Raw genomic sequence first — 22,759 nt, 5'->3', positions numbered from 1 at the left:
CGCATAGATCTGTCAGACGGTTTGAAAGATAGTCAGCCCTTGCACGAATGATAACATGACGCGGTATATTCCCGATTCACCTGGGTTGCACGATCCCACCGCTGCAACTAAATTGAAGCGCTTTTATGCGCAACCGGCCGATTCGACGCTAACCTGCGCGATATGCTCCTCGGTAAGACCGGGAATGTAAAACTGGTAGGCATGCCCCGGTAGATTGATCGTGGACCCTTGTTTTTTGGATTGCTGCGCGCACTGTCCAAAGAAGCCATAGACGGGGGTTTTCAGTTTCGCCTTCATGATAATGTCCATTGTGTTCCACTCTTCCGTAACGGCTGCAATTATCCGGGCATACTCGGTGAGGGAAACCTTCATGTGTTTAGCGAACCCACAAACACCGGACAGTCCGACGGCGTCTTCAAAATCATCGGTTGAGAACCACCACGGCGAGGCGGCGCCGTTATGGATCAGCGATCGCCCTTTGGCAGTGAGTTTGTAGAGCTGCATCCCCGGGTTGAGCAGTTTTTTTTCCGCCTTGCCGCCAAAGAAAGCATCATTAACTTTTTTCGTCTCAGCGGTATTTTCCGGGTGGACATTGGGCCAAGCACGGTCTTCGTTGAGCGCCATATCGGTATCCTTTCTGGGTATGATTGATAATCGACAACGCAGCGCATCATATCAGGCAGTGGCGGAATTCACCAGAATGAATGTTCCGAACATGCTGAAATGATCCGGTGGATTATAGGCCAGGGCATCGATCAACAGAGGCGGTGCCCGGTAGACAAGGTTGCCTTGCAAGTGTCAGGCAAAGGCTTTTTCGATGGTAAGGGACACGTTTTGAGGTGATGCCTGGCGTAATCAGGTTTTCGACAACGCTACCACCAGCCCATCCACCGGCCGGCCCATTTCCTGGCGAAGCACATGGTGAGATATGTTCATGGGTTTCAAACCGGACTGTTGGGCAGCATGCCGCACATAGACCTCCGTGTGGGCATAGCGTCCCTGGGGTTTGATCAGGTAGTCACTGCTGTTCGCTGCTGCAAGCGCGTCGGCTGACTCCAACGTGAAAATGAACCATCCACCGGTTCTTAATGCACGCGCTGCAGCACTGAACACCTCCTGCAGATCGCCGAAATAGCAAAGGGTATCGGCAGACACAATCAGGTCGTAGGCGCGCTCGCATTCGGATATGAAAGCCGTCAACTCAGCCTCCACCAACCGATCATAGCTGCCGGTCCGGGCAGCCCGTTTCAGCATCTCGGCAGACAGATCCACGCCTTCCAACTTGCGGGCATGAGGTTTAATAAAGGTGCCACACCATCCGGTACCACAGCCTGCATCCAGGATTTCCAGATCATCTGCCTGCGGGTGAATCATTTTGGATATTGCCGCGGCAACCAGTCCGGGAGCCTTGTAATCAAGGTTTTTGAGATTTTCATCAAAACTCTCGGCAAACCGGTTGAACAGGCTCTTTACGTAGTCGTCCGGGGCCCGCAGTGGAATCTTTTCACCTGAACAAGCCGCGAACAGGTGCCGGGCCTCAGGGTTGTCGGGCTCTTCCTGCAGCCAGTTTTCCAAATGGCCCAGGGCCTCGTCCTTGCGTCCCAACGTCATCAAGGCAATGCTCAGCATGACCTTTGATCCGACTGGCTCCGGATCGAGCGCGAGGGCCTCAAAATAATGGTCCACCGCCTCTGCGACGCTGCCTCGCTGGGAAAGCAAATTTCCCAGGTTATAGTGCAGCGGATAAAAATTTGAAGTGGTCTCCAGTGCCTTTCGGAAAATTGCCTCAGCCTCGTCAAGCCGACCCTGGGCTTGCAGCGTCGTTCCCAGGTTGTTGCGGGCGCTGACATTATCAGGCGCCAGTTCAAGGGCTTTTTTGTAACAGGCTTCTGCCTCCGTCAGACGGTTTTGTTCCCTGTAAATATTGCCCAGGTTATTGTGCGCATCCACATAGTCTGGAGAAATATCGAGGGTCCGGCTGATCGATTGGATGGCTTTGGCTGTGTCGCCGCGCTGGTAATGAAGCATGCCTAAAAAGTGCAGTGCATCCGGGTGGTCGGGCCTGGCGGAAAGAATTGTACGGTAAATGTATTCGGCCTGATCGAGATTGAGCCGTTTTTGAAGGCCGATGGCCAACCGGATGGCCTGTTCGATGGAAAGCAGGCTGTCGGATCCCCTGCCGCTTTCATTCTCGCTTTGGTTCGTTAGATCCATGACAGTTTCATATTCCCGCATGAGGTTAATTGTTCAGCATCGGTGCGCGGGAAACAGTGATAACCGGAGATAATTAATCAATCTGGTAGCCAAACCCGTCTCCAACCATGGACACCTTGACCCGCTGGATCTGTACGCCCTGCGCCTGACGGCTGAGCAGTTCCCGTGACATGTCGGGAAGCAGGGTGTTGGTCATGATGTGGTCCGCATTGCGGGCGCCGGAATCCACGTCGGTGCAGCGGCCGGCGATGGCATCCACGACGGGCTCGTCGTAGATCAAGTCAACCTCGCGGTTCTCTTTCATGCGTTTGACGATGCGATTGAGCTTGAGCCGGATGATCTGCTTCATGTTCCCGTCTGTGATCGGATAATAGGGGATAATTTTCATGCGCCCCAAAAAGGCGGGCTTGAAGTGTTTGAGCAATTCCGGTTTGACCATCTCACCCATGCCTGCCGGATCGGGCATGGTCTCCGGGTCTGCGCAAAGGTTCATGATCAAATCCGTACCCAGATTGGAGGTGAGAATGATCAGGCAGTTTTTAAAATCAATGCGCCGCCCCTCCCCGTCCTCCATCATGCCCTTGTCAAATACCTGGAAAAAGAGCTCCATGACGTCGGGATGGGCCTTTTCCACCTCGTCAAGCAGCAGCACGCTGTAAGGCTTGCGGCGAACCGCCTCGGTAAGCACCCCCCCCTCGCCATAGCCCACGTATCCCGGGGGGGATCCCTTGAGGCTGGATACCGTGTGGGCCTCCTGGTACTCGCTCATGTTGATGCTGATCATGTTCTGCTCGCCGCCGTAGAGCAATTCGGAAAGCGCCAGAGCGGTCTCGGTCTTGCCCACGCCGCTGGGCCCCACCAGCATGAACACGCCGGTTGGCTTGGAGGGGTCCTCGATGCCGGCATGGGCGGTCTGGATCACCTGCTCAATGGCATCCAGGCCGTGGTCCTGGCCGATGATGCGCGCTTTGAGCCGGTCGGCGAGATGAAGCACCGTGTCGATCTCGTCGGTGAGCATGCGCCCGGTGGGAATGCCGGTCCAACCGGACACCACCGCTGAGACCGTTTCCGAATCCACGGCGATCTGCACCAGCGCCTCACCGGCCTGGCGTTTGCCCAACTCGGCCTCCAGCGCCTTAAGTTGCGTCTGTTTAGCCGCCAGGTCATCTTTGGCCTCATCGCCTTTTTCCACCAGGGTATGAATTTCCTGGTACAGATCCCGAATCTGGCCGGCCACTTCCATTTCACTGTGCCATTTTTCCTCGAGCCGGCCCATTTCGGTGAGCGTCGCCGCGCGCTCATCCTCAAGCTCGGCCAAGCGCACCGCATGGTCTCTGCCGATGGCCGCTTCTCGTTTAAGGATTTTTATTTCCCGGTCGATGTCACCGATACGCCGCAGGGCCTGCTCCACAGCCGGAGGACTGGTGGTGAGTCCGATGGCCACCCGTGCGCAGGCGGTGTCGAGCACACTCACCGCCTTGTCGGGCAGTTGACGGCCGGAGATGTAGCGGTTGGAGAGGTGAACGGTATCGGCCAGGGCTTCGTTGGTAATCATCACATGGTGATGCTTTTCAAGAAAGGGGCCGATGGCCCGCATCATCACCATGGCTTTTTCTTCGTCAGGCTCTTCCACCTTGACGACCTGGAAACGCCGGGCCATGGCGGCATCTTTTTCAAAATACTTCTTGTATTCAGCCCATGTGGTGGCGGCGATGGTGCGCAGCTCACCGCGCGCCAGCGCCGGTTTGAGCAGATTGGCCGCATCGCCGGATCCAGCCTGCCCGCCAGCGCCGATGAGGGTGTGCGCCTCGTCGATGAATAAAATAATGGGAATCGGAGAGGCTTTGACTTCGTTGATAACCCCCTTGAGGCGGTTTTCGAACTCACCCTTGATGCCCGCACCGGCCTGCAGCAGCCCCAGGTCGAGGGTGTGCAGGGCCACGTTCTGCAGGACAGGCGGCACATCTCCTTGGGCGATCCGCAGGGCAAAGCCTTCGACTACGGCTGTTTTGCCCACACCGGCCTCACCGGTGAGAATGGGATTGTTCTGGCGCCTGCGGATGAGGATGTCCACCATTTGGCGGATCTCGAAATCACGCCCCAGCACCGGGTCGATTGCCCCTTTTTTGGCTCGCTCGGTAAGGTTGATGGTGAACTGGTCCAGCGCTTTTGTACCGGCCGGTCGGGCGGGTTTTCCCGGGCCTGTCATGGAGCCGGGTCCGGCAGAGACAAGCACGTCCTCTTCGGACCCATCCGTGAGATCCAGGAGGTTCTCCTTGAGGGTCTCCACGGAGATTTTCTTGAAAGCGTCAGAACTGGCGATCAGCATGCGGGAAAAATCTTCATTGTCCAACAAGGCCAACAGCACCTGGCCAGAGCGGATCTGCGATGTCTGGTAATCCACCGAAGCCAGCAACCATGCCTCCTTGATCATGCGGGGGATGCGCGGGGAAAGCGCCGGAGTTCTGGCATTGCCGGTCTTGAACTTTTCGATAGCCCGGGTCAGGTCGGCCAGCAGGTGGGCTTCATTGATCTCAAATTGTTTAAGAATCCTTAAGGCATCGGTGCCCGACATCTCCAGCAGTTTGATCAGAAAATGCTCGATATCCACCTCGTAGTGGGTCCGGGAAAGGCAGAGGCCGGCGGCGGATTCCAAGGCGCTGCGGCAGGTTTCGTTGAGTTTACCGATGAGGGACTTGAGATTGGACACGGCCATGGCTGTCTCCTTTGATGCCTGATTAGCTTTTAAAATTTCATCAATTGCAGATCATGCTCCTGAAAGGTAAAGAAGATATCCTCCTGGTAAACATAACCGGGTGTCGACACCCACGTGGTCCAACCCAACATGGGGGCGTCAGCGCCGGTGGCGCCCAGCTGGCATATGGGGACCTCCGCTTTTTTTAAATAGATCCGGATCTCGAACTCGTATTCGATGCCCACCATGCAGCGAACCAGGGAGAAGATCGGAACCAGAAGGTCGCCGGAGGGCATCAAGCGAACGAATTTTATCTTGCCCACCGGTCCGATGTGAACGCGGAATTTGGTCTGACACTCCCAGACCTGACTGCCGCAGATGGCGTCGTCCCCCAGGGTCGCATTGGCTGTACCCAGTTGGGTCTGATCGGGCGTGTCCAGATCAACAATCCTTTCGATGTTCTGCTCCAAACGGACACGTGCGTCGGCAAAATAGGCCACCGCCGCTTCGATGGCCACGGCCGAGGCAACCGGTCGCGACAGCAGGCCGCTGTAAAAGGAAAGCGACTCTTCCGGCAACCCGATCATCTCGGTGAGCCTCGAGGTGCCCAAACCGGAAAGACTGAGCAGATACGTTGAAAGGCGGTCCCTGGCACCGGACTCATAATTTTCTGGAAAACGGTATTTTTTCCAGGACAGGTAGAAAAGCGTGATCAGACGATGGTTGAACAAGTCGAAAAATGCGGCCAAGGCGTGATCATTTTCTCTGGTCCGCTCCATCAGCAACTGGGTATACCAGTGGGGCAGGATTCCGGAGGGACCGGTCAATCCAATAAAGGCCACCTCCATTTTCGGTGGCCCGTCCGATGCTCCGGATTTTAAATCGGAGATGTCACTGGCGGGGAACGAAAGCCCTTTTTTCACCGAAAATCGAACCGGTTCCTCCGAGGGAACCAGGGTCCGACCAAGTCTTTTCCGGTTTCCGGAAAATCGCTCAAGCAGGTGGACGGCCCGGTAAAAAGAGAACTCGTAAAACCGGTTGAAGAGCTGCTGCATTAGAGTAGAATCTGGTTTCCGCTTCTTGGGGGCCATATTTTTACCGGTTCCTCCCGTTGCAGTGTTCTGATCTCTAACTGTGAAAATGAGTTAACAGACACGTACTGGGAAAGAAAGCGTTCCAGAACGCTGGCGAAAAGGAACAGGCCCGTTCCAACGTATTTATCTTCGTCGAAGGTGATCGTCACCCGGACGCCGCGGCAGAACGAGCGCTTGATGCGTTTGGTTACATGGCGGCTGTCAACGGCAACAATGCCGTTGATCGTCTGCTGGCTCGACAGGGTGTTGTCGAAATCGTAAAGTTTGAGGATCTCTTTAAGGGCCTGTTCGCCGCCCTGAACCAGCGACATGTAGTTTAATGACAAATGAGAAATCAATCGCCACTGCAGGGCGCCGCCTAAAAACGGGCGCCGCGTGGGCGTTGGTTTCAGCATACAGATGATCCGGGCAACGGGTGCAGCCGATTCCATGTTGAAATCACCGTCAGCGTCCCCAAAGGGCAACCGGGACGGCAGGTCACGGTTGGTGCAGGTGACGCGAACGGTGAGGATAGCCTCGGCCGGGTCCTTGGGTTTGAGGCTCAGGTCGGAGAAAGAAAGGAAGACATCGGTCCCCCGGTCATCTTTCCTGGTGGAGGCACGACGCTGCATGTGCCAGAAGGTCTGTGCACCAACCGATCCGTCATCCTCCAGATGATGGCGCATGGAGTAAAAGGGTTTGTATTCGCTTTGCACCCCGGACGCTCCGGAGAGCGATGCCGTCACCTGGTCCACACTGTAAACCTCCATTGCATCCTTGCGCCGCATGTCCGGTACTACCTGATATTCGGTTTTGCGGTGCTCGACCCTTATCGGTTCAGCAAGGCGCCGGAAAAGATTGACCACCGGCGATGCGTTGAGGCAAAACGTATCTGCGTTGACGACCAGGTCCTCCTTGCCTGCACGGTTCAAGTAAATGCGAAAAGTCATGACGTCAGCGGTTTCTTGTGTACGCAGACGATCCAATCCGTTCAGGTCGAAAAAGAGAAACTTCTCGGGGAAACAGAAGTATTCAAAAAGCAGCAGGTAGCCGGGAAAAGAACGTTTGGAGTAGGGCAGCATGCCATGTGCTTCGGAGAATCCCACCGGACGGATGAGGTCAGGCCCCATGGCGACGATCTTGCTGCTGCCGTCGCTCAGGGTCACCTCACACTCCAATCGGCTGACGTGATTGAAAATCAACTCATACAAATGGAACACATGCTGATGCGGGCCGTTGAGGAAAAACCGCAGCGACTGCCACTCAATCTTATTCAGGTTGATTTTATTTAAACTTTGAATCTCCAGTTCGAGGACCTGAACGGCGCCTTGTACAAATGTTTTGGGCTCTTTAAGCCCAGCGGCTGCTACCCGCACAGGCCAGATGTGAACTGCCTGAGTCGTTGAAAAACGGCAGGGTGTTCCCCTGAGGGGTTTGGAAAACAATGCCGTTCCCTTTTCAATGCCGTAGCCGCTTTCGAGAATGTTCTGAATCACCGGTTCGAAGCGCACAACGGACATTGAGGGAAAAGGGTTGGTATAGTGAGGATAGATGATGTTGAGCAGCGATTCAGTGATTTCGGGGAAATCATCGTCAATTTTTTTATGGATCCGCCCGCTGATCAGTGCGAAGGCTTCAATCAGCCTTTCGGTGTGGGGATCTTCGCATTTATCGCCTTCGAGCAGCAGCCGGCCGGCAATTTTGGGGTATTTTTTGGCGAACTCCAGCCCCATCTCCCGGATGAAGGTCAGTTCACGTTCGTAATAATCAAGGAGCCTGTCTTCCATAACCCTTTACCCACTGGCGTGATGAGTTGCCTGTATTCGATAGGATCAACCGGCTATTTCCTCGAATGTTCGGTGGTGGCGCCAGGACAATACCCAGTCATTCCTATCAATCTAAAATCACTGTTGATATTATGATGACACCACGTATTCTTTGCGAATGACGTCAAAATAGGTATCGAAAGTCACCGGTTCGCGGATTGGGTCGACGACCAGCATGGCGGAGATGCGGAACCGCAGGTTACGTTCCTTTTGGCTGCCGGTTTCAATGGCCACTTTGACGTTCTTCAGGCGTGGTTCGAAGCGGGTGATGGTATGCGCCACGTCCTTGCGAATGGTGCGCCTGACATCCTGACTGCTGGTGTTCTCTGCGGTAAAGTCCTTGAGGCCGTAGGCAGCCACGGAGTCCGCCAAATGGTGCATCCCCGATGGCAGGGGCGAAATGCTGCGCCGGCAGTTCAACAAATTTTCAATGTCCCTGACCAAGCTGACCTTGACCTGGCTCAAACTTTGGAGACGATACTGAACAGACTCACGTGAATTTGCAGGATCCGCGTCAATGAGCCTGTCCAGCAGGGACGCCTGGGCTTTGTCCACGATAGTTGACCTGTTTGAGGACCGTTTCGATTTTAAGATAGCTGTTCAAAGCGAGCCGGGCAGCTGTTGAAGCCGTATTTATGGCCTGCATCAGACCTATTGATCGCATCGCCATGGATGGCCGCCCGGTTTTCAATGCACCCCGGTTATTTGACCTTATTTGCCTTGATATCAAATCCAAAAGGCAGAACGGCATCTCCTGAACCATCCGCCTTTTGCGGTGTATACTCGAAGCCAAATTGTCCGAAATTGATGCTGATGTTTTCAGTCAGCTTGTCATCTCCGCCCGATCCACCGGTGGAAAGTGATGAGATCATACAATCTTTCATAGTAAGTTTAATGTATTCCAACGGTTTATCGCCGGCTTTACGCACAGTCAGCAGCGCTTCTTTAAAGTGTTGACCCGTCGAAACCGCCTTCAAGAGGGAATGGGAAGATTTGTCAACAAATTTGGTGACGCTGACGTCCTGAAAATTTGCCTTGCCACCGCCACCACCGCCCTGCCTTGTGCCCGATTGGCTGGCACCCCAGCTCCAGGCAAGCACATGGATTTCATCCTTGTGTTTGTCATCGGCGGATTCTCCTTTGATCCCGTCTATTTTTAAAAACATATCAACGGCCATAATTAACCTCCTTGGTTTGCGTGTCCCCGAACCATGATAAATAGTTGGTATCGCTCATAACGTTGATTTATTCGACTATGCGCTTTCGGCAATGTTCAGACAAAACCTCCTTTCTGTATAAAAAACCCGCCGTTTTAAAAAAACGTTATCCGCCGGCAGGTGGCGGCAGGTCGGCAACCAGACGCAGGGAAACACTCAACTCATCCAACTGGTAATGGGGCTTCAGAAAGGCCACCGCCCGGTAGGCGCCTGTTTTGCCAGGTATTTCAGAAACATCAACCCTTGCTTCGCTCAGCGGGTATTTGGCTTTCATCTCCTGCCCGGCTTCGGGATCCCCGAGCGTGTAGTTGTTGATCCAACGGTTCAGGAAATCTTGGGCTTCGGAACGGGTCATGAAACTGCCGACCTTGTCCCGCATCATGGATTTGAGGTAGTGGGCAAAACGGGAAGTGGCCATGATGTATTGGATCTGGGACGACAACCGCGCATTGGCATTGGCGTCATCGGAGTCGTACACCTTGGGCTTGTTGGCCGACTGGGTGCTGAAGAAGGCGGCAAAATCTGTGCCTTTGCAGTGCACCAGCGGGATAAATCCCAGATCGGCCAGCTCCTTCTCCCGTCGGTCGGTGATGGCGATCTCCGTAGGGCATTTGAGGGCCACATCGCCTTCATCGGTCTTGAAGGTGTGCACCGGCAATCCTTCAACCAGTCCACCGCCTTCGACCCCTCGGATGGCGGCGCACCAGCCGTATTTGGCGAAAGCATCCGTCAAGCGCGTACCCAACGCATAGGCGGCATTGCCCCACAGGTATTTGCTGTGATCGGTGCCGTCGACTTGCTCTTGGAAGTCGAAGGCTTCAACCGGTATGTTGGCTCTGCCGTAAGGTTGGCGCATGAGGATGTGCGGCAGGCACAGGGCCACATATCTGGAATCCTCCGTATCCCTGAACGAACGCCATTTGGCATATTCGGCGCTTTGAAAAATTTTGGACAGATCTCGGGGGTTGCCCAGTTCGGTGAAGCTGTCCAGATTGAGCAGGCTGGCTCCCGCAGCGGTGATGAAAGGAGCGTGGGCGGCAGCGGCCACTTGGGACATCTTCTCCAAAAGGGATAGATCCTGAGGATGGTTGCCGAACTCGTAGTCGCCGATCAGGGCGCCGTACGAAGCCCCGCCAAACATGCCGAACTCCTCTTCATAAATCTTTTTGAACATGGCGGATTGGTCGAATTCACTGGCCTTTTCCATGTCCTTGAGCAGGTCCTTTTTGTTGACATTCATCACCCGGATTTTCATCCGCTCACCCGTCTCGCTCTTGTTCACCAGATAGTGAAGCCCCCGCCAGGAACCTTCCAATTTCTGGAAATCCTCGTGGTGCATCACTTCGTTGAGCTGATCTGAAATCAGCTTGTCGATCTGGGCGATCCGAGCGTTGATCATGGCCTCGGTATCCTTGGAAACAGTCATGGTACCTTCCATGATCTGGCCCACAAATTCGTTGATTAAATCCTTTGCGTAGGCTTTCTGGTTTTCCTCACGAGCCAACCGGCCCTGGCTTATAATCTGATCCAACAAGCCTATTTCCTCCTGTACCTCCTGGGCCGATGCTTGCTGGGTCTGTTCATCTTTGTCTGCCATGTCATCCTCCTGGGTACCCATTCAAGATTACCGGATATCATATGCACCAAATGATTCATGCGAAGATCGTACCGCCGATCGATGATGGCGCTACGCTTTTTTCCCCTCTACACCGGCTTCTTTGCCAAGCTTTTCGAGGGAATCCGTGTTGGCCAGCACATCCTGGAGCAATTCGTCAAGTTTGTCGTTTCCATCTAGTTTCGCCAGCAGATCGGACAACCGTTTCCTGGCTTCAACCAGCTTACGAACCGGTGTCACCTGTTCCGCCACGCGTTCAGGATGAAAATCGTCCAGGGATTTGAAGCGCAGTTCAACGGCTATTTTCGAATCATCATCAGTCAGCCGGTTGTCCACCCGGTAGACCAGCCGAGGTTTCATCCCGGACAACACCTGATTAAAGTTGTCCCGGTCGATCTCCACGAATTTTCGATCCTTCACCTTGGGGAGGGGTTCGTCCGGTTTTCCCGAAAGATCCGCCAATACACCGACGACAAAAGGGATTTCTTTCATCTCAATCGCATCACCGATCTCAACGTCGTAGGTGATCTGGACGCGCGGTGCTCGGACCCTGTCCAAAGTGTGCTGCAAGCTTTCGGCCATGGTGTTCCTCCTTTCAATTATTGGGGCGATGCGTCGTTTTTGGAATTGCCAATGGAAATCTTCACCGGGATGCCGGCCACAATCGTCATTTCTGGCGATGTTGAAGCGCCTTGGTCAAATCGATGGTGCACATCTTTTTAAAAATTTCTTCGGCGCGGGAATAGTCTTCGCTATCCTTGGCCGCATGGCTGAGGCAGCGGTACAAGACGCCCAGGACATCGGCCACCCAGACGGGTGACTCCCAGCGTTCCAGACCCATTTCCGCCACCAAGGCGTTCAGCTCTTCGGCAATGGGACGGGCCAGATCATGCCGGTCGGCCTGCAGACACAACTTGGCCATGAGCAGTCGGTACCGGTTTTTAGATCGACTGCTGGATACGCTGCAGGATGCTGAAAACAAGGTATCCAATGCCCTTTTAATCCCATCATTTTTCAGACTGGAAAGCGCGCTGTTCCACACGGCCTCCTCATGGGGTTCGGTGTCGGATATCAGGCCCACGACAATTTGCCCCTGCACCGAAGCGGCGGTTGCAACCACGGCGGCAGACCCTGCCGCGGCCGGTCCGTCATCATCGGAGTCGGCCGCGGCATTGCCGCCCGCTGCCTCCTCCGGATCCGTTTCACCGTCTGGGTCGGGATCCAATTCCTTTTTCTGTTTCAAGGTTTTGGCGATGAACCGCTGGCATTCTTCGAGGGCCTGCTTGAATTCGGCGGTTCGCGGGGTTTCTTTGCCGAATTGCCTGTCCAGCAAATTGTCGAGTCGGGTAAACGCCGCGACGCACTGATCGATCTGACCGTTCAGGTCTTCATAAAAGGCCTTCGACGATCGGCTCAAGGCCTTTTCAAAATCTTCGATTCCGAGCTTTCCCTCGGCTTTGGCCGACGCATCGGTGCCGACTTCGGTGGCCTCCTGCCACTTGAGCCATGAAAAGCCCCCCCCTCCAGCGCCCGGGTCGGTCAAGGGCACCTGTTTTACGGCCAGCCACAGCTTGTCGTTCATGAACGCCAAGGGGCCCACGCGGAAGTCCAGGTCATCGTCCTCAATCTCCGGATAGAGGTTATCCCAGAAGTTCTCCATTAATCCACAGAGCACCTGCAGGCCGGTTTTCAACCCTTTGAATCCCTCGGTTTTAACCAGCGCCTCCAACAGCCAGACGGCTATCTGGATATCTTTTGTATTTTCGATGAGCGCCCGGTAGGCAAGCTTTTTGACCGCTTGCCAATCGGCGGTCTTGATGTCCCGGTCCCATTCGCCGCGATCGAGTGCGTCCTCCTCACGCCGGGCTTCCTGAATGGCATCGTAAGTGGGCATATAGCGTAAATTCTCACCGGCCGGGTTATCACCCGCGAAGGGAGTCAGTATCGCTTCAAGATCGATCACGGGATTCCCCTTTCTGGCTGTCAGCTGCGTCTGCGAGCGTAAAAACCACTTCTGTGAGCTCGAAAATGGACCGGTCCGCTCCCCCAACCTCGTATACATGCTGCCCGACGGCCTTTGCGTAAGGTCCGCCCAGTGGCTTCCAGTCAGTCAACCGGCCCAGCCGGATGCGGTCGTCATCACTGGCAGAGGAGTTGGGATACAGCACCGGCAGAAAACAGCCCATGGTCAACCCCTCCCAGGTAGTAATCCGTCCCTTCACCCAGATGAGATCAATCAGGTTTTGAGGTGGAGAAACTGCAATTTCGCGGATGTCGGCGATGGGGACCCACAGATAGCGCTCGTATTCGATGGCTTCGATAAAGTAGGTCAAGGTCGTGTCGGTTTCTCTGAAGCCCTTGAAAGGCTGCCCATTGAGGGTCCCTTGAACGTCGGGCAGTCCGGCATCGATGCGGCCAAACAGGTTTGCGGCCGCGTCGATCTTTCCCTCTTCCAGATGGTTCAGTGCTTGAAAAAAGTCCTCACAGTATTCGGGAATGCCGGGAAAGAATGTGGGGCGCTGCTGCATCTTCGATACCGCGACCCTCTCTTTTTCCGCCTGGATCAGGTCCCGATAAACGGGCACGTTCGTCTCCGGCGATGCCAGCTGGTTGGCGGCGATGTCCAGTTGCCGGTGGGCCTTGTCCCACTCCCCGCATAGAAGCATGACCTGGAATAACAGGGATCTGGCCTGGATGTCGGCAGGCCTTTTCTTCACCCGGTCGACGAGCATGGCTCTGGCAGCGCTGATCTGACCGTCCAGGATGAGGGCTTTGGCATTCATGCGCTCGGCTGCCTTAATGTTATCGCAACAGGGATCTGAATTTATCATTTTACAAGAGGTCCGTATAGCCTTATTAATCATTAAATCGGGTCATAGCGACCATAATTCGACAAAATCGTCGGCCACCAATGGACGACTGTAAAGCACCAGAAAAGGTTTTTCCGGGCTGCCCCCCATGAAAACGGTATTCGGCGTGCCTGAATATTGAGACTTTAAGGCCTGATGCCAAGCGCCTGCCATCTGAAACGGTTCTCCGTTGCGCCCGGCGTCCAGTGACACGAGCAGCATCCGTTCAGACTGAAGGGTTTGGGCCTTTTCTCGGATTTCAGACATATTAATTTTATTCATCGGCTCTATCTCCCGGCCACTCAAGTCGCACGAAACCATTCTCAGCGACGTTTTCCAGCCGGGTACCGGTGTTTCCATGCGCTGAAGATCCGCCTCCAGGTTGCCGATGTGCTCCATCCGCCTGGCGGCGGTATATTCCATCTTATTCCATGTCGCGGCCAGCACGAACGGCAGAAGATTCCAGTGCAGCTCCCATCGGTCCAGATAACCCTCCCCCAGCAGCATCATTGGATATGGCCGGCCTACACCGTCGCCACTGCTTTTGCCGAGACCGCACACCATCATATTCTTTTTTAGTCCGCGCGACCAGAATCGCCATGCGTAAACCCCGTTCCTTTGAGTCGTTTCCGGAATACGAGAAAACCCATCTTGCACCCATTGGGCGAAAGCCTGGGCAAGCGGTCGTTGAAGGTTGATTTGAAAATAGTCCCTGGCTGCCGGATGCTTGCCGAAAGCCGCCCATGACCAGCGACGCCAGCCCATTATTTTCCCCAACATGCGGCGATCTCCTGGGGGACTGGGCCCGGCGAGGCCTGCAGCAGCTGAATCACTTTCTGATGGCCGCTGAACTGATAACGCGGGGTGATCGACTTGATGCCCATCCGTTTCAGGGCCGGCGCTGAATCGGGAAAATCGTCGGGTCCGAAAGTTCGCTGGCCGGTCTGGAAATCCTTTAAAAACTTAGCAAAGCCCTGATAGCCGTCGTACACCCGGGTCAGGACAAGGTTTCCGATTTCGATTTTGAAAACGACATCGCCGCAGTTTTGCGGAGACCAGCGAAAGGTCTTTTTGACCGGATAGTGAAGGTTGAGCAGTTTGTTTTTCTCATCACCGCATTGCAGCTCAAGGGAAGTGGCATGCGGTTTGATGGCCGCATCCTTGTTGGCATCGGTCGGGTATGCCTTGACGGTCACGCTGAACGCAGCGGCCACCGGCTTGGTCACACTGGCGCCCCGGGTCAGAAAGGTTAAGAATCGCGTGTCCAGGTCCAGGGCGATGCCTTGAACCATTTTGGCATAGAAACCTTTCCCCCGGCTTCGCTCGATAAACGGCTGCGCCGGTCCCTTGAGAAATTGGGTCGCGTACCCATCACCTCCCATCAGCAGCTGGTTCAAATTGGTGCCCGCGGGCAGATCCTGAACTTCCAGGAAAACATCCTTTTCCCACAGGCTCTGCAGGTGGCACTGGGCCTCTCGAGCGGCATACACATGATAAAACCGGATCGGGCCGTCGATCAGGTTCCAGAACACGGTGGTATCCGTGGTTTCCTGGCCGAGGCTGGCCTCGAGCTGTTTTTGGGCGCCCCGGGCTTCGAAAAACGGTGACCCGCCTTCGGCAGGATCGCCACTGTAAAAATCAGCGGCCATTTTGAAGGCGATTTTACGTGATTCGGTCATGGGGGCTAGGCGGCCCAGGGCCTCTTGGTACTGGTTGAAGGCTTTGCCCGCCGCAAGGCGCGCTTCAAAATTGAATGCGCTGCTTGCTTCCATGCCGGCGGCGTTGTCCAGGCGCCCGATCCTGGAAGCCACGGTCTGCGTGGCCTTTTCGATGATGTTGGCGGCCGCCTGGCCGGTTTTCCCATCGGCTTTGGCCTGCAGGCGAACCTGTTTGAAGCGGTATACCAAGTCAACCCACACCGGCCTGGCATCATTTTGGCCCACCATGTCGAGTTCATCCGCCATGCGTTCCAGTATGGCCAGGTAGGGTCCTTTTTCAGACGCCATGACCCCTCCGGCCTGACGCCACTGTTCCCTGTTTTTAAGGCGCTGGGGGATAGAGGGAAAATAGGCGGCAAAAAAACGCCAGGCATCCACATATTCACGGGCATACCAGGCATTAAAGTCCAGTTTCTGCGCGCCGATGACCAACGGCTCGAACAACGCCCGTTCGATTTCAGCCAGATACGCCTCCACCGCCGCATGCCCCTTGCCGGTGAACGCCGGTGCGACCGTCGCTTCCTCGGGATCCGGATCTATTACGCCCCAATAGTCGCTTGCGTTGACGCCGGCCACCTGGCCATTGCTGTTCACCCAGTCCACCAGCCAGTTGAGCCGTGCCCCATCGAAAGTAAGAATGTGTTTTAGCCAGGTCTGCAGATCTTTCACCTCGTCATTGACAGAGCTGTCCGACGACCGCCAGGTCAGGTAATACAGGTAGAGCTCGGAAAGCTTGTCCGAAATTTCATCGATGGCCTGAACTTCCAGCAGAGACGACGGGTAGGGGGTCGAGGGCATCGCCAAAAGCGCCTCAAAACCCTGCCCTTCCATCCGCTGGCGCAGCAAGTTGATCCGGCGCGCCAGGTGCATGGCATGGTGGCCCATTACATCGGGGGGCGTGGCGGCGCCGAACCGGGTCATGCGCGCGGCCATGCGCCGGTCGAAATCGTCCAGGAAGCCGGCTTTGAAAATGTCGCAGTAGCGCTGTTTCAAGCCTGCCTCAACCCGGTTGCTTTCCGTGAGCCCTAAACGGGGAATCCACCAGTTGGCATTTTGAAGCTCGACCTTGCTCACGGCCTGCCGGAAACGGTCCAGCGTCAGTACATCGGTGGTGAGCTCTCCCTGCAGGACCGGTGGCTTTGAAAATTGACCGGATACGTCTCGCAGGGTCTTCAGATTCTTGACGAATGAAAAACTCAGCAGTCCGCAGATGGCAACCATCACGGCAACCCAGGCCGTTAACCCGAGACTCTTGGTCAACCGGCGCCACTCCATTTTTTTTTGGGTGGGGGCGAACAAGCCCCGATCCGCCGGCAGAATGCGTGAGAAAAAATCATGCAGAAAGAGCCCTCGGTTGGTTCCAGGCAGGACTTCCTTTTCACCGATCAGTCCCATGGCGTTGAGAAAATGGGAATAGGGGGTTCCCTCCTGACGGCCGCTGGAAAAGAAAATCCCTCTCAGGATCGGGGTCTCCTGATAGGGATTTTCCTGGAATGCACCGCGCATGAAGGCCTTCAGGCCGGGTTCTATCTTTTCGAACTCTTCCGGAAACATCAGCAGGGATGGATCGGGTTTTTTGGCCCTGGCACCGCTCAGGTTCAAAATCAGCAGGCGCAGCTCCTTGAGCCGTGAGGCCACGGACCGGACCGCCAGCCCGGAAAAGGCGTTCATATCTGCTGACAGGGGATGATTCAGCCGACCCATGGCCTGCTGCAGGACCGATTCGTCAAGATGATCACAGAACTTTACGGCACCTTGAACCAGATCACATTTGGTCACCATGATGTAAATGGGAAACTTGGCACCCAGCACGCGCATCAGCTCGTCGACCCGCTGGCGAATACTTTTTCCCGCACTTTCCACCTTTGCGGCGTCGCTTTCCAGGAGTTGATCTGCAGCCACCGCTACCACAAGGCCGTTGAGGGGTTCCCGCTTTCTGAATTTGGCCAGCAGCGAAAGAAATTTTTGCCATTCATCACGGTCGCGCCCCTGGTCTACAGGGATCGCGTAACGACCGGCCGTGTCGATGAGTATGGCCTGTTCAAAAAACCACCAATCGCAGTTCCGGGTTCCTGAAATGCCGCCGGCACGGGTCACTTCGGCAAAGGGAGAAGAAAGGTCCGCGCCCTTGATGGCCGTGGTCTTGCCGCAGCCGCTTTCACCGATGATCATATACCAGGGCAGCACATAAAGCGGGTTGCCGAACTTTTTCAAATGAGACCTGCGCAGGGCGTCGATGGCTTCCTTCCAGCGTCCCTGCAGCTCCCGGGAACCGGCCTGTTCGCCGGAAGAAAGGCCGTTGAGGCGTGATTCGTCCTGGGCGATAACCTGTTGGACAAATTTCTGTTCGCTCCTGCGGGCCATCAGTTTTTTAATGAAGATTGCGCCGCACAGGATGCCCAGCAGACCGATGATCAAAAAGATCCCCACCCACAGGGGCCACCCGATCATCAGCACCAAACCGAAAACCAGCAGCAGCACCAGTGTGATCAGCAGCAGCAGCAGCGATACCTTGAGCATTTTTGAGAGCAGCGATGTCATTTATGGCCCCATATTGATAAGGGATTGGCCGATATTGCCGAGAATGAAACGGTAGACGAGAAAAAGCACCCCGTAGAAAAGCAGCGGTGCACCGGCACCGACCAGGATAAAGGCGGAAAAAGGCTTTATTTTGGGGCCCGCTGTCGGCAGCCGCCCACTGTCCGGCGCATAGGCATCCGGGAAAAGGGTGGTGTGTTTCAGATCCGGAAGCCCCATGGAACTGCCGGTAAGCAGTTTCAGGTTGGAAATTTTCACCTGTTCAAGCAGGTAGTCGTCCCCCGGGTTGCAGTATTGGCCGGTAAAACCCATGGCCAGGCAAAGGTAATAGATTTCGCGCACATCCAGTTGGTGGGGACCGATGGTGTTCAGCCGCTCGAAAAACAGCTTGCCGGCGTCTGCGGTGTTGAAGTAACGCCGCTGGAGCTGTTCCCCCAGCCAGCGGTTTTTTCCGGCCCATGCGGACGAGAGGATGGTTTCGTCGATCCAGGCGAAGACGGCAAAACGTGCCAGGTCGTAGTCGGCAGTTGCAAAACCGCCTTTTTGACATGCGGTTTCACTTGCTGCAATCAGGCGCTGGATATCCGCCCGCACCTGCTCAAAATCGGCCTGCCGATTGGATTCCGGCCGGATGACCAGGGCGGTGTAGGCAATCAGTTCAATGAAGCAATCGCTCAGACGCATGTTCAGGTTCTCCCAACGGCCATCAATTCCGCCTTCAGGTCTTCAGGGGCCGCATCCCAGTAAAGGGCCAGATTGTTGCCGCGCTGCACCTGGGCCCAGGGTTCCCCATGGTGGTCGATCTGAAAATAGAGGGTATTTGCCCGCCGGGGCAGTTCCTGGGGGGGCATTTGCAGATAAGCGAGCTTGACCCCCGGCAGTGACCGGGCAATCAGGATCGGCAGGTATTCCCGGGAACTGAATTTGGCGATCTGCTCCACTGACCCCATTACCGCCTGGGGCTCCGCGTCCGTCTCCAGCGCCAGATAGAAACGGTTGCGGCCTTCAAAAATGGCCGGCGGCAAGTCGGTGGCGTAATAGGTGCCGTCAAAAATCAGGGGCAGCATATATTCGGGACCAGCGGTAATTTCGTCCAGCAGCTGGGTGACAAGACGCTGGGCGGATGAAAAACATTGCCACAGATCCTGGTGCCTGTAGGCAGGAACCAGCGCCGTACCGTCCTCCAGCATGCCGGTAGCGGAGATACGTTCGGAAAAGGTGGTCATTTCACCGATAAGCTGGCGCAGCAACCCATAGGCGCTCCAGGGATGGACCTGGCCGGTTTCGGTGATATGCACCAGCGCAGACACATAGCGGTTCAGGCTGCGCAGGGCCAGCAGAAAGACCATGTCCCGGCTGCCGAATTGCGCGGTGTGGATGCCCCGGTCGCGCTTATAGGATTCCAATTGGCGTCCGCGGGCGGAGATCTGATCCCGTACATCCTTGATCATCCGATCCAGTGCAGGCACGGCTGTCAGGTTCAAGCACGGGGGGATATACTGCTCACTCAGGCGGATCGAATCGCCCTGCCGCTCCAGTTTAACCAGCGGCATCAATTCATAATCGCCCAACTGGTCTTTCTCCGTTTCCCAGATAAACTTCAGGACCAGATGGAGGTCTCGCACCTGGGCATGGGGGCCATTGCCGTGCAGGTCCCTGATCTCAAGGGCATTTTCGGTCGTGGCGTACCGGGTGTTTACATCACCGATGCGGTTTATGTCCGCAACCACGGTGACATTCTCTCCGGCGGGATTGAATTTTTTCAATCCCAGATAAACCATGAACGGTTTGCCGCCGTCTTCCCAGGCGCGTTCAAAAGAGCGGGGCTCAATCACGGCATTGTCCGGAATCACGGCATAACTCATGTCCTGGAAAAGAAATTCACCGCTGGTCAGACCGATGGACCGGTTTCCCAAGGCAGCCGATTTCACTGCCATGCTGGCGACACCCCAGAAATGGGGCGCCATCTTGCGGTGCAGCGGCTCGATCAGTGAACGCACAAACCGATCCTGAAGCTGGAAATGCTGGGGCTGCAGGAACAGGCCCTGATGCCAGTAAAGGGGTCTTTCCATTGGCCTACATTCCTTCCGGCGTCGATGTGGAAACGGTGGTGATCTGCTGGGGACCTAAAACCAGGTCGATGTTCAACAGTGCCGGTTTGCGGGTACTGATTCTTTTGATTAAACCTGTTTTCTCGACATACTCGGGTATTTCAACCATTTTGACCATACGGTCCTTTTCCAGGATATAATAGCCGGCCACGACGGCCACAAAACGGGCGCCTTCAGCCCGATCCAGGGTCATGTTGATGTCCTGGCCGGGCTGGAGGATCAGCCGCTTGGCAGCGGCGGCACCATCGCCGAACAGACTGCACTCAAGCAGTTGATAGAGGCCGTCGTGATCATTGGCCAGCTGGTTGAAGGTGTTGGGGTCGGAAAGCTGGTAAGCGCAAAGCAGCAGCGTGTGGGCTTCGCCTTCATTCAGGTTGAGCTTGCTGTCCGCCTTGATGTGCATGCGGATGGCATCCTTTGCGTAAGTCCACTGGGGCGGCGGCAGCTGTTTGGCGGCGCAGGCGCTAAAAAAAAGCAGCGACCCGGCAATAAGAATTGGAACTAATCGCTTCAAATCAACCTCCTTGTTTTCCGAATTGGGTCTGGCAGTTCTTTTCGAACTCCCTTAGAAAATCCTCCATGAAGCGGCCGGAACTGAACCACTTCTGGATTTTGCGGTAGCGTAATTCGTATATCTCAAACATTTCAGCTTTCTTCATCGGGCCGAACTTGAGCCCTTTTCCCACCTCCAGGGCCACCTGTTCTGGATCCAGAACGCTGAGCACCTGCCTGACCTTGGTGTAGGCCGCTTCCTTGAAGGCTTGATGGGAGGTTAAAAACGCGTTGTTGATCTGTCCCAGGTAGGTTTCCAGTGAACTGCCCTGCCCTTCCCCTTCCAGACGGAACCCGATTACCTGGCGGATGGTCTGCTCCGGCGACCCTTCTCCGGTGAATGTCATGTTGATAACGCTGATCAGTTGATTCAGGGTGTTGAAAATGGTGTTCAGTGATTCGGCCAGTTTCTCGAGCAGCTCACTGGAAGAGAGGTCATCCATGGAGACCCTGCGCCCCAGCAGCAGCGAACAGACCCGCGTCAGCACCTCATCATCGGTCTCGTCGGACGGCGATGGTCGGCCGGGTCCCCCCAAGCGGTCAATCACGGATTGCAACACATCGATGCGAGCGCTCAGGTCCAGACCGGCCATCTGCTCGTCGAGGTAGGCTTCAACCGCGTCGGCCGAGACGGCGATGTCGCCTTGAAATCGGCCTGAAATCCCTGTTGAAAGGCGGTCTAAATGTTCAGCCGCCGCTTTTATGATCATTTCCTCTGATTCCGTATGTCCCATTCACTCCTTCTTTACATCCGATCGAATGATGATGGTCTGCTCCATGATCTCGTCGTCAGTTTCATGCTTATCGGCCTTTTGATTCATGGCGGCTGTCAGATCGTCATCGGGCGGCGGCACCCCCCTATTGGGATCCGGTGCCCCTCCCGTTTTGAGAATAACCGTCTCTTCCATATCCTCATTCCACTGCGGTTCTTGAACAGATGGCCCAGGGGCGTCGTGCTGGCTTGCCGCGTATGGTGGCGCAGTCTGTGCGGAAGAAATTATCACCGTCTCCTCAACACCCTCTTCCCAGTCATTGGCCTTTGGCTGCCGCGATGGCAAGTCCGGGACATCTGCTGCCTCAAGGTCGACAGCCGTTGGCAGCATCTTTTCGGTTGCCTGAGGCGGTTGCGGCAATGCAGATGAAAATAAAACGGTCTCTTCCATATCCGAATCTAGCGGCGAAACATCAGACATCGGTTGGCTGCCGGCGGAAGCCGCTTGTGCCCGCCACTTTTTCAGAATGCCGCGAAGCACCCCAGCGATCTTGTCCGATTGGGTGGATTTGTCCTTGCCCACGGCGGCAACCACCGGCTCGGCAAACATACTTGATTTTACATCTGCCCGCAATTCCTCAAGCGCTGCCAGAAATTGACTGCCACGCCATGCCACGCCTGTTTTCAAACCCGCATGAACCAGGTGAAGTCCAAGGCGCAATCCCTTTTTCCAAAAAACCTGCCAATTTTCAGCAAGGCTGCGTTGATCCGGCGACCAGAAGATCTGGTTCGAGGCGAACACCCCCACAGGGTCAGATGTCTCTATTTCAAGCGTCTCAGCCCCTTTCTCAATGTCCAGTTGACCCAGCAGCCGCCCCACTTCAGCATATACGGCATCGGCTTTCTGACGGGAATTGACCAGCAGCGTTCGAAACCAGACTGCCCCCAAAAAGTGAAGGCGCGGCGCCTCGGGCATGATGGGGGCGAAGGGACTGACCTGAAAGGCGCCAACGGCATTCAGGATGCGGACGTTGAAATTCCAATAAGCGGGGAGCCCTGCTCCAGGCGGGTTCAGGTCGATGCCGATGCCCTCCAGGGACAGATCAAACTCCTGAACAGCCGCCGGGTCATCAGCCGGCATGAGTTGACGGTATACCTGCTCCAGAAAGGTGAGCTTCAAATAGAGGATTTCAAAAAACTGCCGGTCCGGGTCTTGAAACAGGAATCGGTTTGTCCCGGATGGAGGCGCGCCAATATGCGCGGGCCATGGCGCAGAAGCCGTGTCGCCTGCAACAAGGGAAAGGAATTCCGCAGCACGACATGAGGGAGCCGGAAACATCAGCATGTAAAACGGGAAGAAGGAAAACGGCACAATACGCTGGGATACCAGCGCTTCCGGTCCGTAACACGCGTCCGTGTCCGGACATCCCCCGCAGGGCAGATCGTTCTTTTCGGGCACAACGGCCAGCAGCTGTTTCCATTGGGATACCAGATCGGCGGCATCATGGACGAAATCCGGCATCCCGGCCGCCTTTTCAAGACAATAAAATGGAGATGTTTCGGACAGTGTCGCACAGGAGCCGCAATACAGGAAGCGCTCCAGGGATTCGGAATAGGACGGCACGCCTCTTTTTACCAG

The 22,759-nt window shown here is 55.5% G+C and carries 18 protein-coding genes; all 18 read right to left on the bottom strand.

From position 1 onward, the window contains the following. Window positions 1-123 precede the first annotated feature (123 nt). Window positions 124-624 (bottom strand): hypothetical protein, encoded by a 501-nt coding sequence (locus tag R6V78_RS01380; protein WP_410287530.1) that lies wholly within the window; start codon window positions 622-624, stop codon window positions 124-126. A gap of 231 nt (window positions 625-855) precedes the next feature. Beyond that, window positions 856-2,214: a tetratricopeptide repeat protein gene (locus R6V78_RS01375; protein WP_410287529.1), complete on the bottom strand. Its 1,359-nt coding sequence runs from the start codon at window positions 2,212-2,214 to the stop codon at window positions 856-858. A 73-nt stretch (window positions 2,215-2,287) separates the two neighbouring features. Next, window positions 2,288-4,930: a type VI secretion system ATPase TssH gene (gene tssH / locus R6V78_RS01370; RefSeq protein ID WP_410287528.1), complete on the bottom strand. Its 2,643-nt coding sequence runs from the start codon at window positions 4,928-4,930 to the stop codon at window positions 2,288-2,290. A 29-nt stretch (window positions 4,931-4,959) separates the two neighbouring features. Continuing rightward, window positions 4,960-6,000: a type VI secretion system baseplate subunit TssG gene (gene tssG / locus R6V78_RS01365; protein ID WP_410287527.1), complete on the bottom strand. Its 1,041-nt coding sequence runs from the start codon at window positions 5,998-6,000 to the stop codon at window positions 4,960-4,962. After that, window positions 5,964-7,769, bottom strand: a complete 1,806-nt coding sequence (tssF, locus tag R6V78_RS01360) for a type VI secretion system baseplate subunit TssF (protein WP_410287526.1) — start codon at window positions 7,767-7,769, stop codon at window positions 5,964-5,966. Before tssF ends, tssG begins: the two co-directional genes overlap by 37 nt. A gap of 129 nt (window positions 7,770-7,898) precedes the next feature. Next, a complete protein-coding gene (tssE, locus tag R6V78_RS01355) occupies window positions 7,899-8,363 on the bottom strand; it encodes a type VI secretion system baseplate subunit TssE (RefSeq protein ID WP_410287525.1) in 465 nt (154 codons plus the stop codon). 146 nt (window positions 8,364-8,509) lie between these two features. Further along, window positions 8,510-8,986: an Hcp family type VI secretion system effector gene (locus R6V78_RS01350; protein WP_410287524.1), complete on the bottom strand. Its 477-nt coding sequence runs from the start codon at window positions 8,984-8,986 to the stop codon at window positions 8,510-8,512. 145 nt (window positions 8,987-9,131) lie between these two features. Beyond that, window positions 9,132-10,622, bottom strand: a complete 1,491-nt coding sequence (gene tssC, locus R6V78_RS01345) for a type VI secretion system contractile sheath large subunit (RefSeq protein WP_410287523.1) — start codon at window positions 10,620-10,622, stop codon at window positions 9,132-9,134. Window positions 10,623-10,712: 90 nt separating this feature from the next. Then, window positions 10,713-11,222 (bottom strand): type VI secretion system contractile sheath small subunit, encoded by a 510-nt coding sequence (tssB, locus tag R6V78_RS01340; protein WP_410287522.1) that lies wholly within the window; start codon window positions 11,220-11,222, stop codon window positions 10,713-10,715. An 85-nt stretch (window positions 11,223-11,307) separates the two neighbouring features. Continuing rightward, complete coding sequence (gene tssA, locus R6V78_RS01335; RefSeq protein ID WP_410287521.1) at window positions 11,308-12,603, bottom strand: type VI secretion system protein TssA; 1,296 nt, start codon at window positions 12,601-12,603, stop codon at window positions 11,308-11,310. Beyond that, window positions 12,590-13,423, bottom strand: coding sequence for a type VI secretion system accessory protein TagJ (locus R6V78_RS01330; RefSeq protein ID WP_410287520.1), 834 nt, complete (start codon window positions 13,421-13,423; stop codon window positions 12,590-12,592). The genes tssA and R6V78_RS01330 overlap by 14 nt, the downstream gene beginning before the upstream one ends. A 90-nt stretch (window positions 13,424-13,513) precedes the next feature. Beyond that, window positions 13,514-14,269, bottom strand: a complete 756-nt coding sequence (gene tagF / locus R6V78_RS01325; RefSeq protein WP_410287519.1) for a type VI secretion system-associated protein TagF — start codon at window positions 14,267-14,269, stop codon at window positions 13,514-13,516. Next, entirely contained in the window at window positions 14,254-17,748 is a 3,495-nt protein-coding gene (locus R6V78_RS01320) for a type VI secretion protein IcmF/TssM N-terminal domain-containing protein (RefSeq protein ID WP_410287518.1), read from the bottom strand. The genes tagF and R6V78_RS01320 overlap by 16 nt, the downstream gene beginning before the upstream one ends. Further along, a complete protein-coding gene (locus tag R6V78_RS01315) occupies window positions 17,749-18,429 on the bottom strand; it encodes a DotU family type IV/VI secretion system protein (protein ID WP_410287517.1) in 681 nt (226 codons plus the stop codon). A 2-nt stretch (window positions 18,430-18,431) separates the two neighbouring features. Further along, the gene (gene tssK / locus R6V78_RS01310; RefSeq protein ID WP_410287516.1) at window positions 18,432-19,817 is read right to left on the bottom strand and encodes a type VI secretion system baseplate subunit TssK; all 1,386 of its coding nucleotides are present in this window, start codon (window positions 19,815-19,817) and stop codon (window positions 18,432-18,434) included. A gap of 4 nt (window positions 19,818-19,821) precedes the next feature. Continuing rightward, the gene (gene tssJ, locus R6V78_RS01305) at window positions 19,822-20,370 is read right to left on the bottom strand and encodes a type VI secretion system lipoprotein TssJ (RefSeq protein ID WP_410287515.1); all 549 of its coding nucleotides are present in this window, start codon (window positions 20,368-20,370) and stop codon (window positions 19,822-19,824) included. 1 nt (window position 20,371) lies between these two features. Then, window positions 20,372-21,118, bottom strand: coding sequence for a hypothetical protein (locus R6V78_RS01300; RefSeq protein WP_410287514.1), 747 nt, complete (start codon window positions 21,116-21,118; stop codon window positions 20,372-20,374). Between the two features lie 24 nt (window positions 21,119-21,142). Beyond that, on the bottom strand, window positions 21,143-22,759 hold a 1,617-nt coding region (locus tag R6V78_RS01295; RefSeq protein WP_410287513.1), incomplete at its 5' end, for a hypothetical protein.

The sequence above is a fragment of the Desulfosarcina sp. genome, from assembly GCF_046496365.1.
Taxonomy (GTDB): Bacteria; Desulfobacterota; Desulfobacteria; order Desulfobacterales; family Desulfosarcinaceae; genus Desulfosarcina.
The sequence above is the reverse complement of the archived record's forward strand: the minus strand, read 5'-3'. Positions and strand labels throughout refer to the sequence as shown.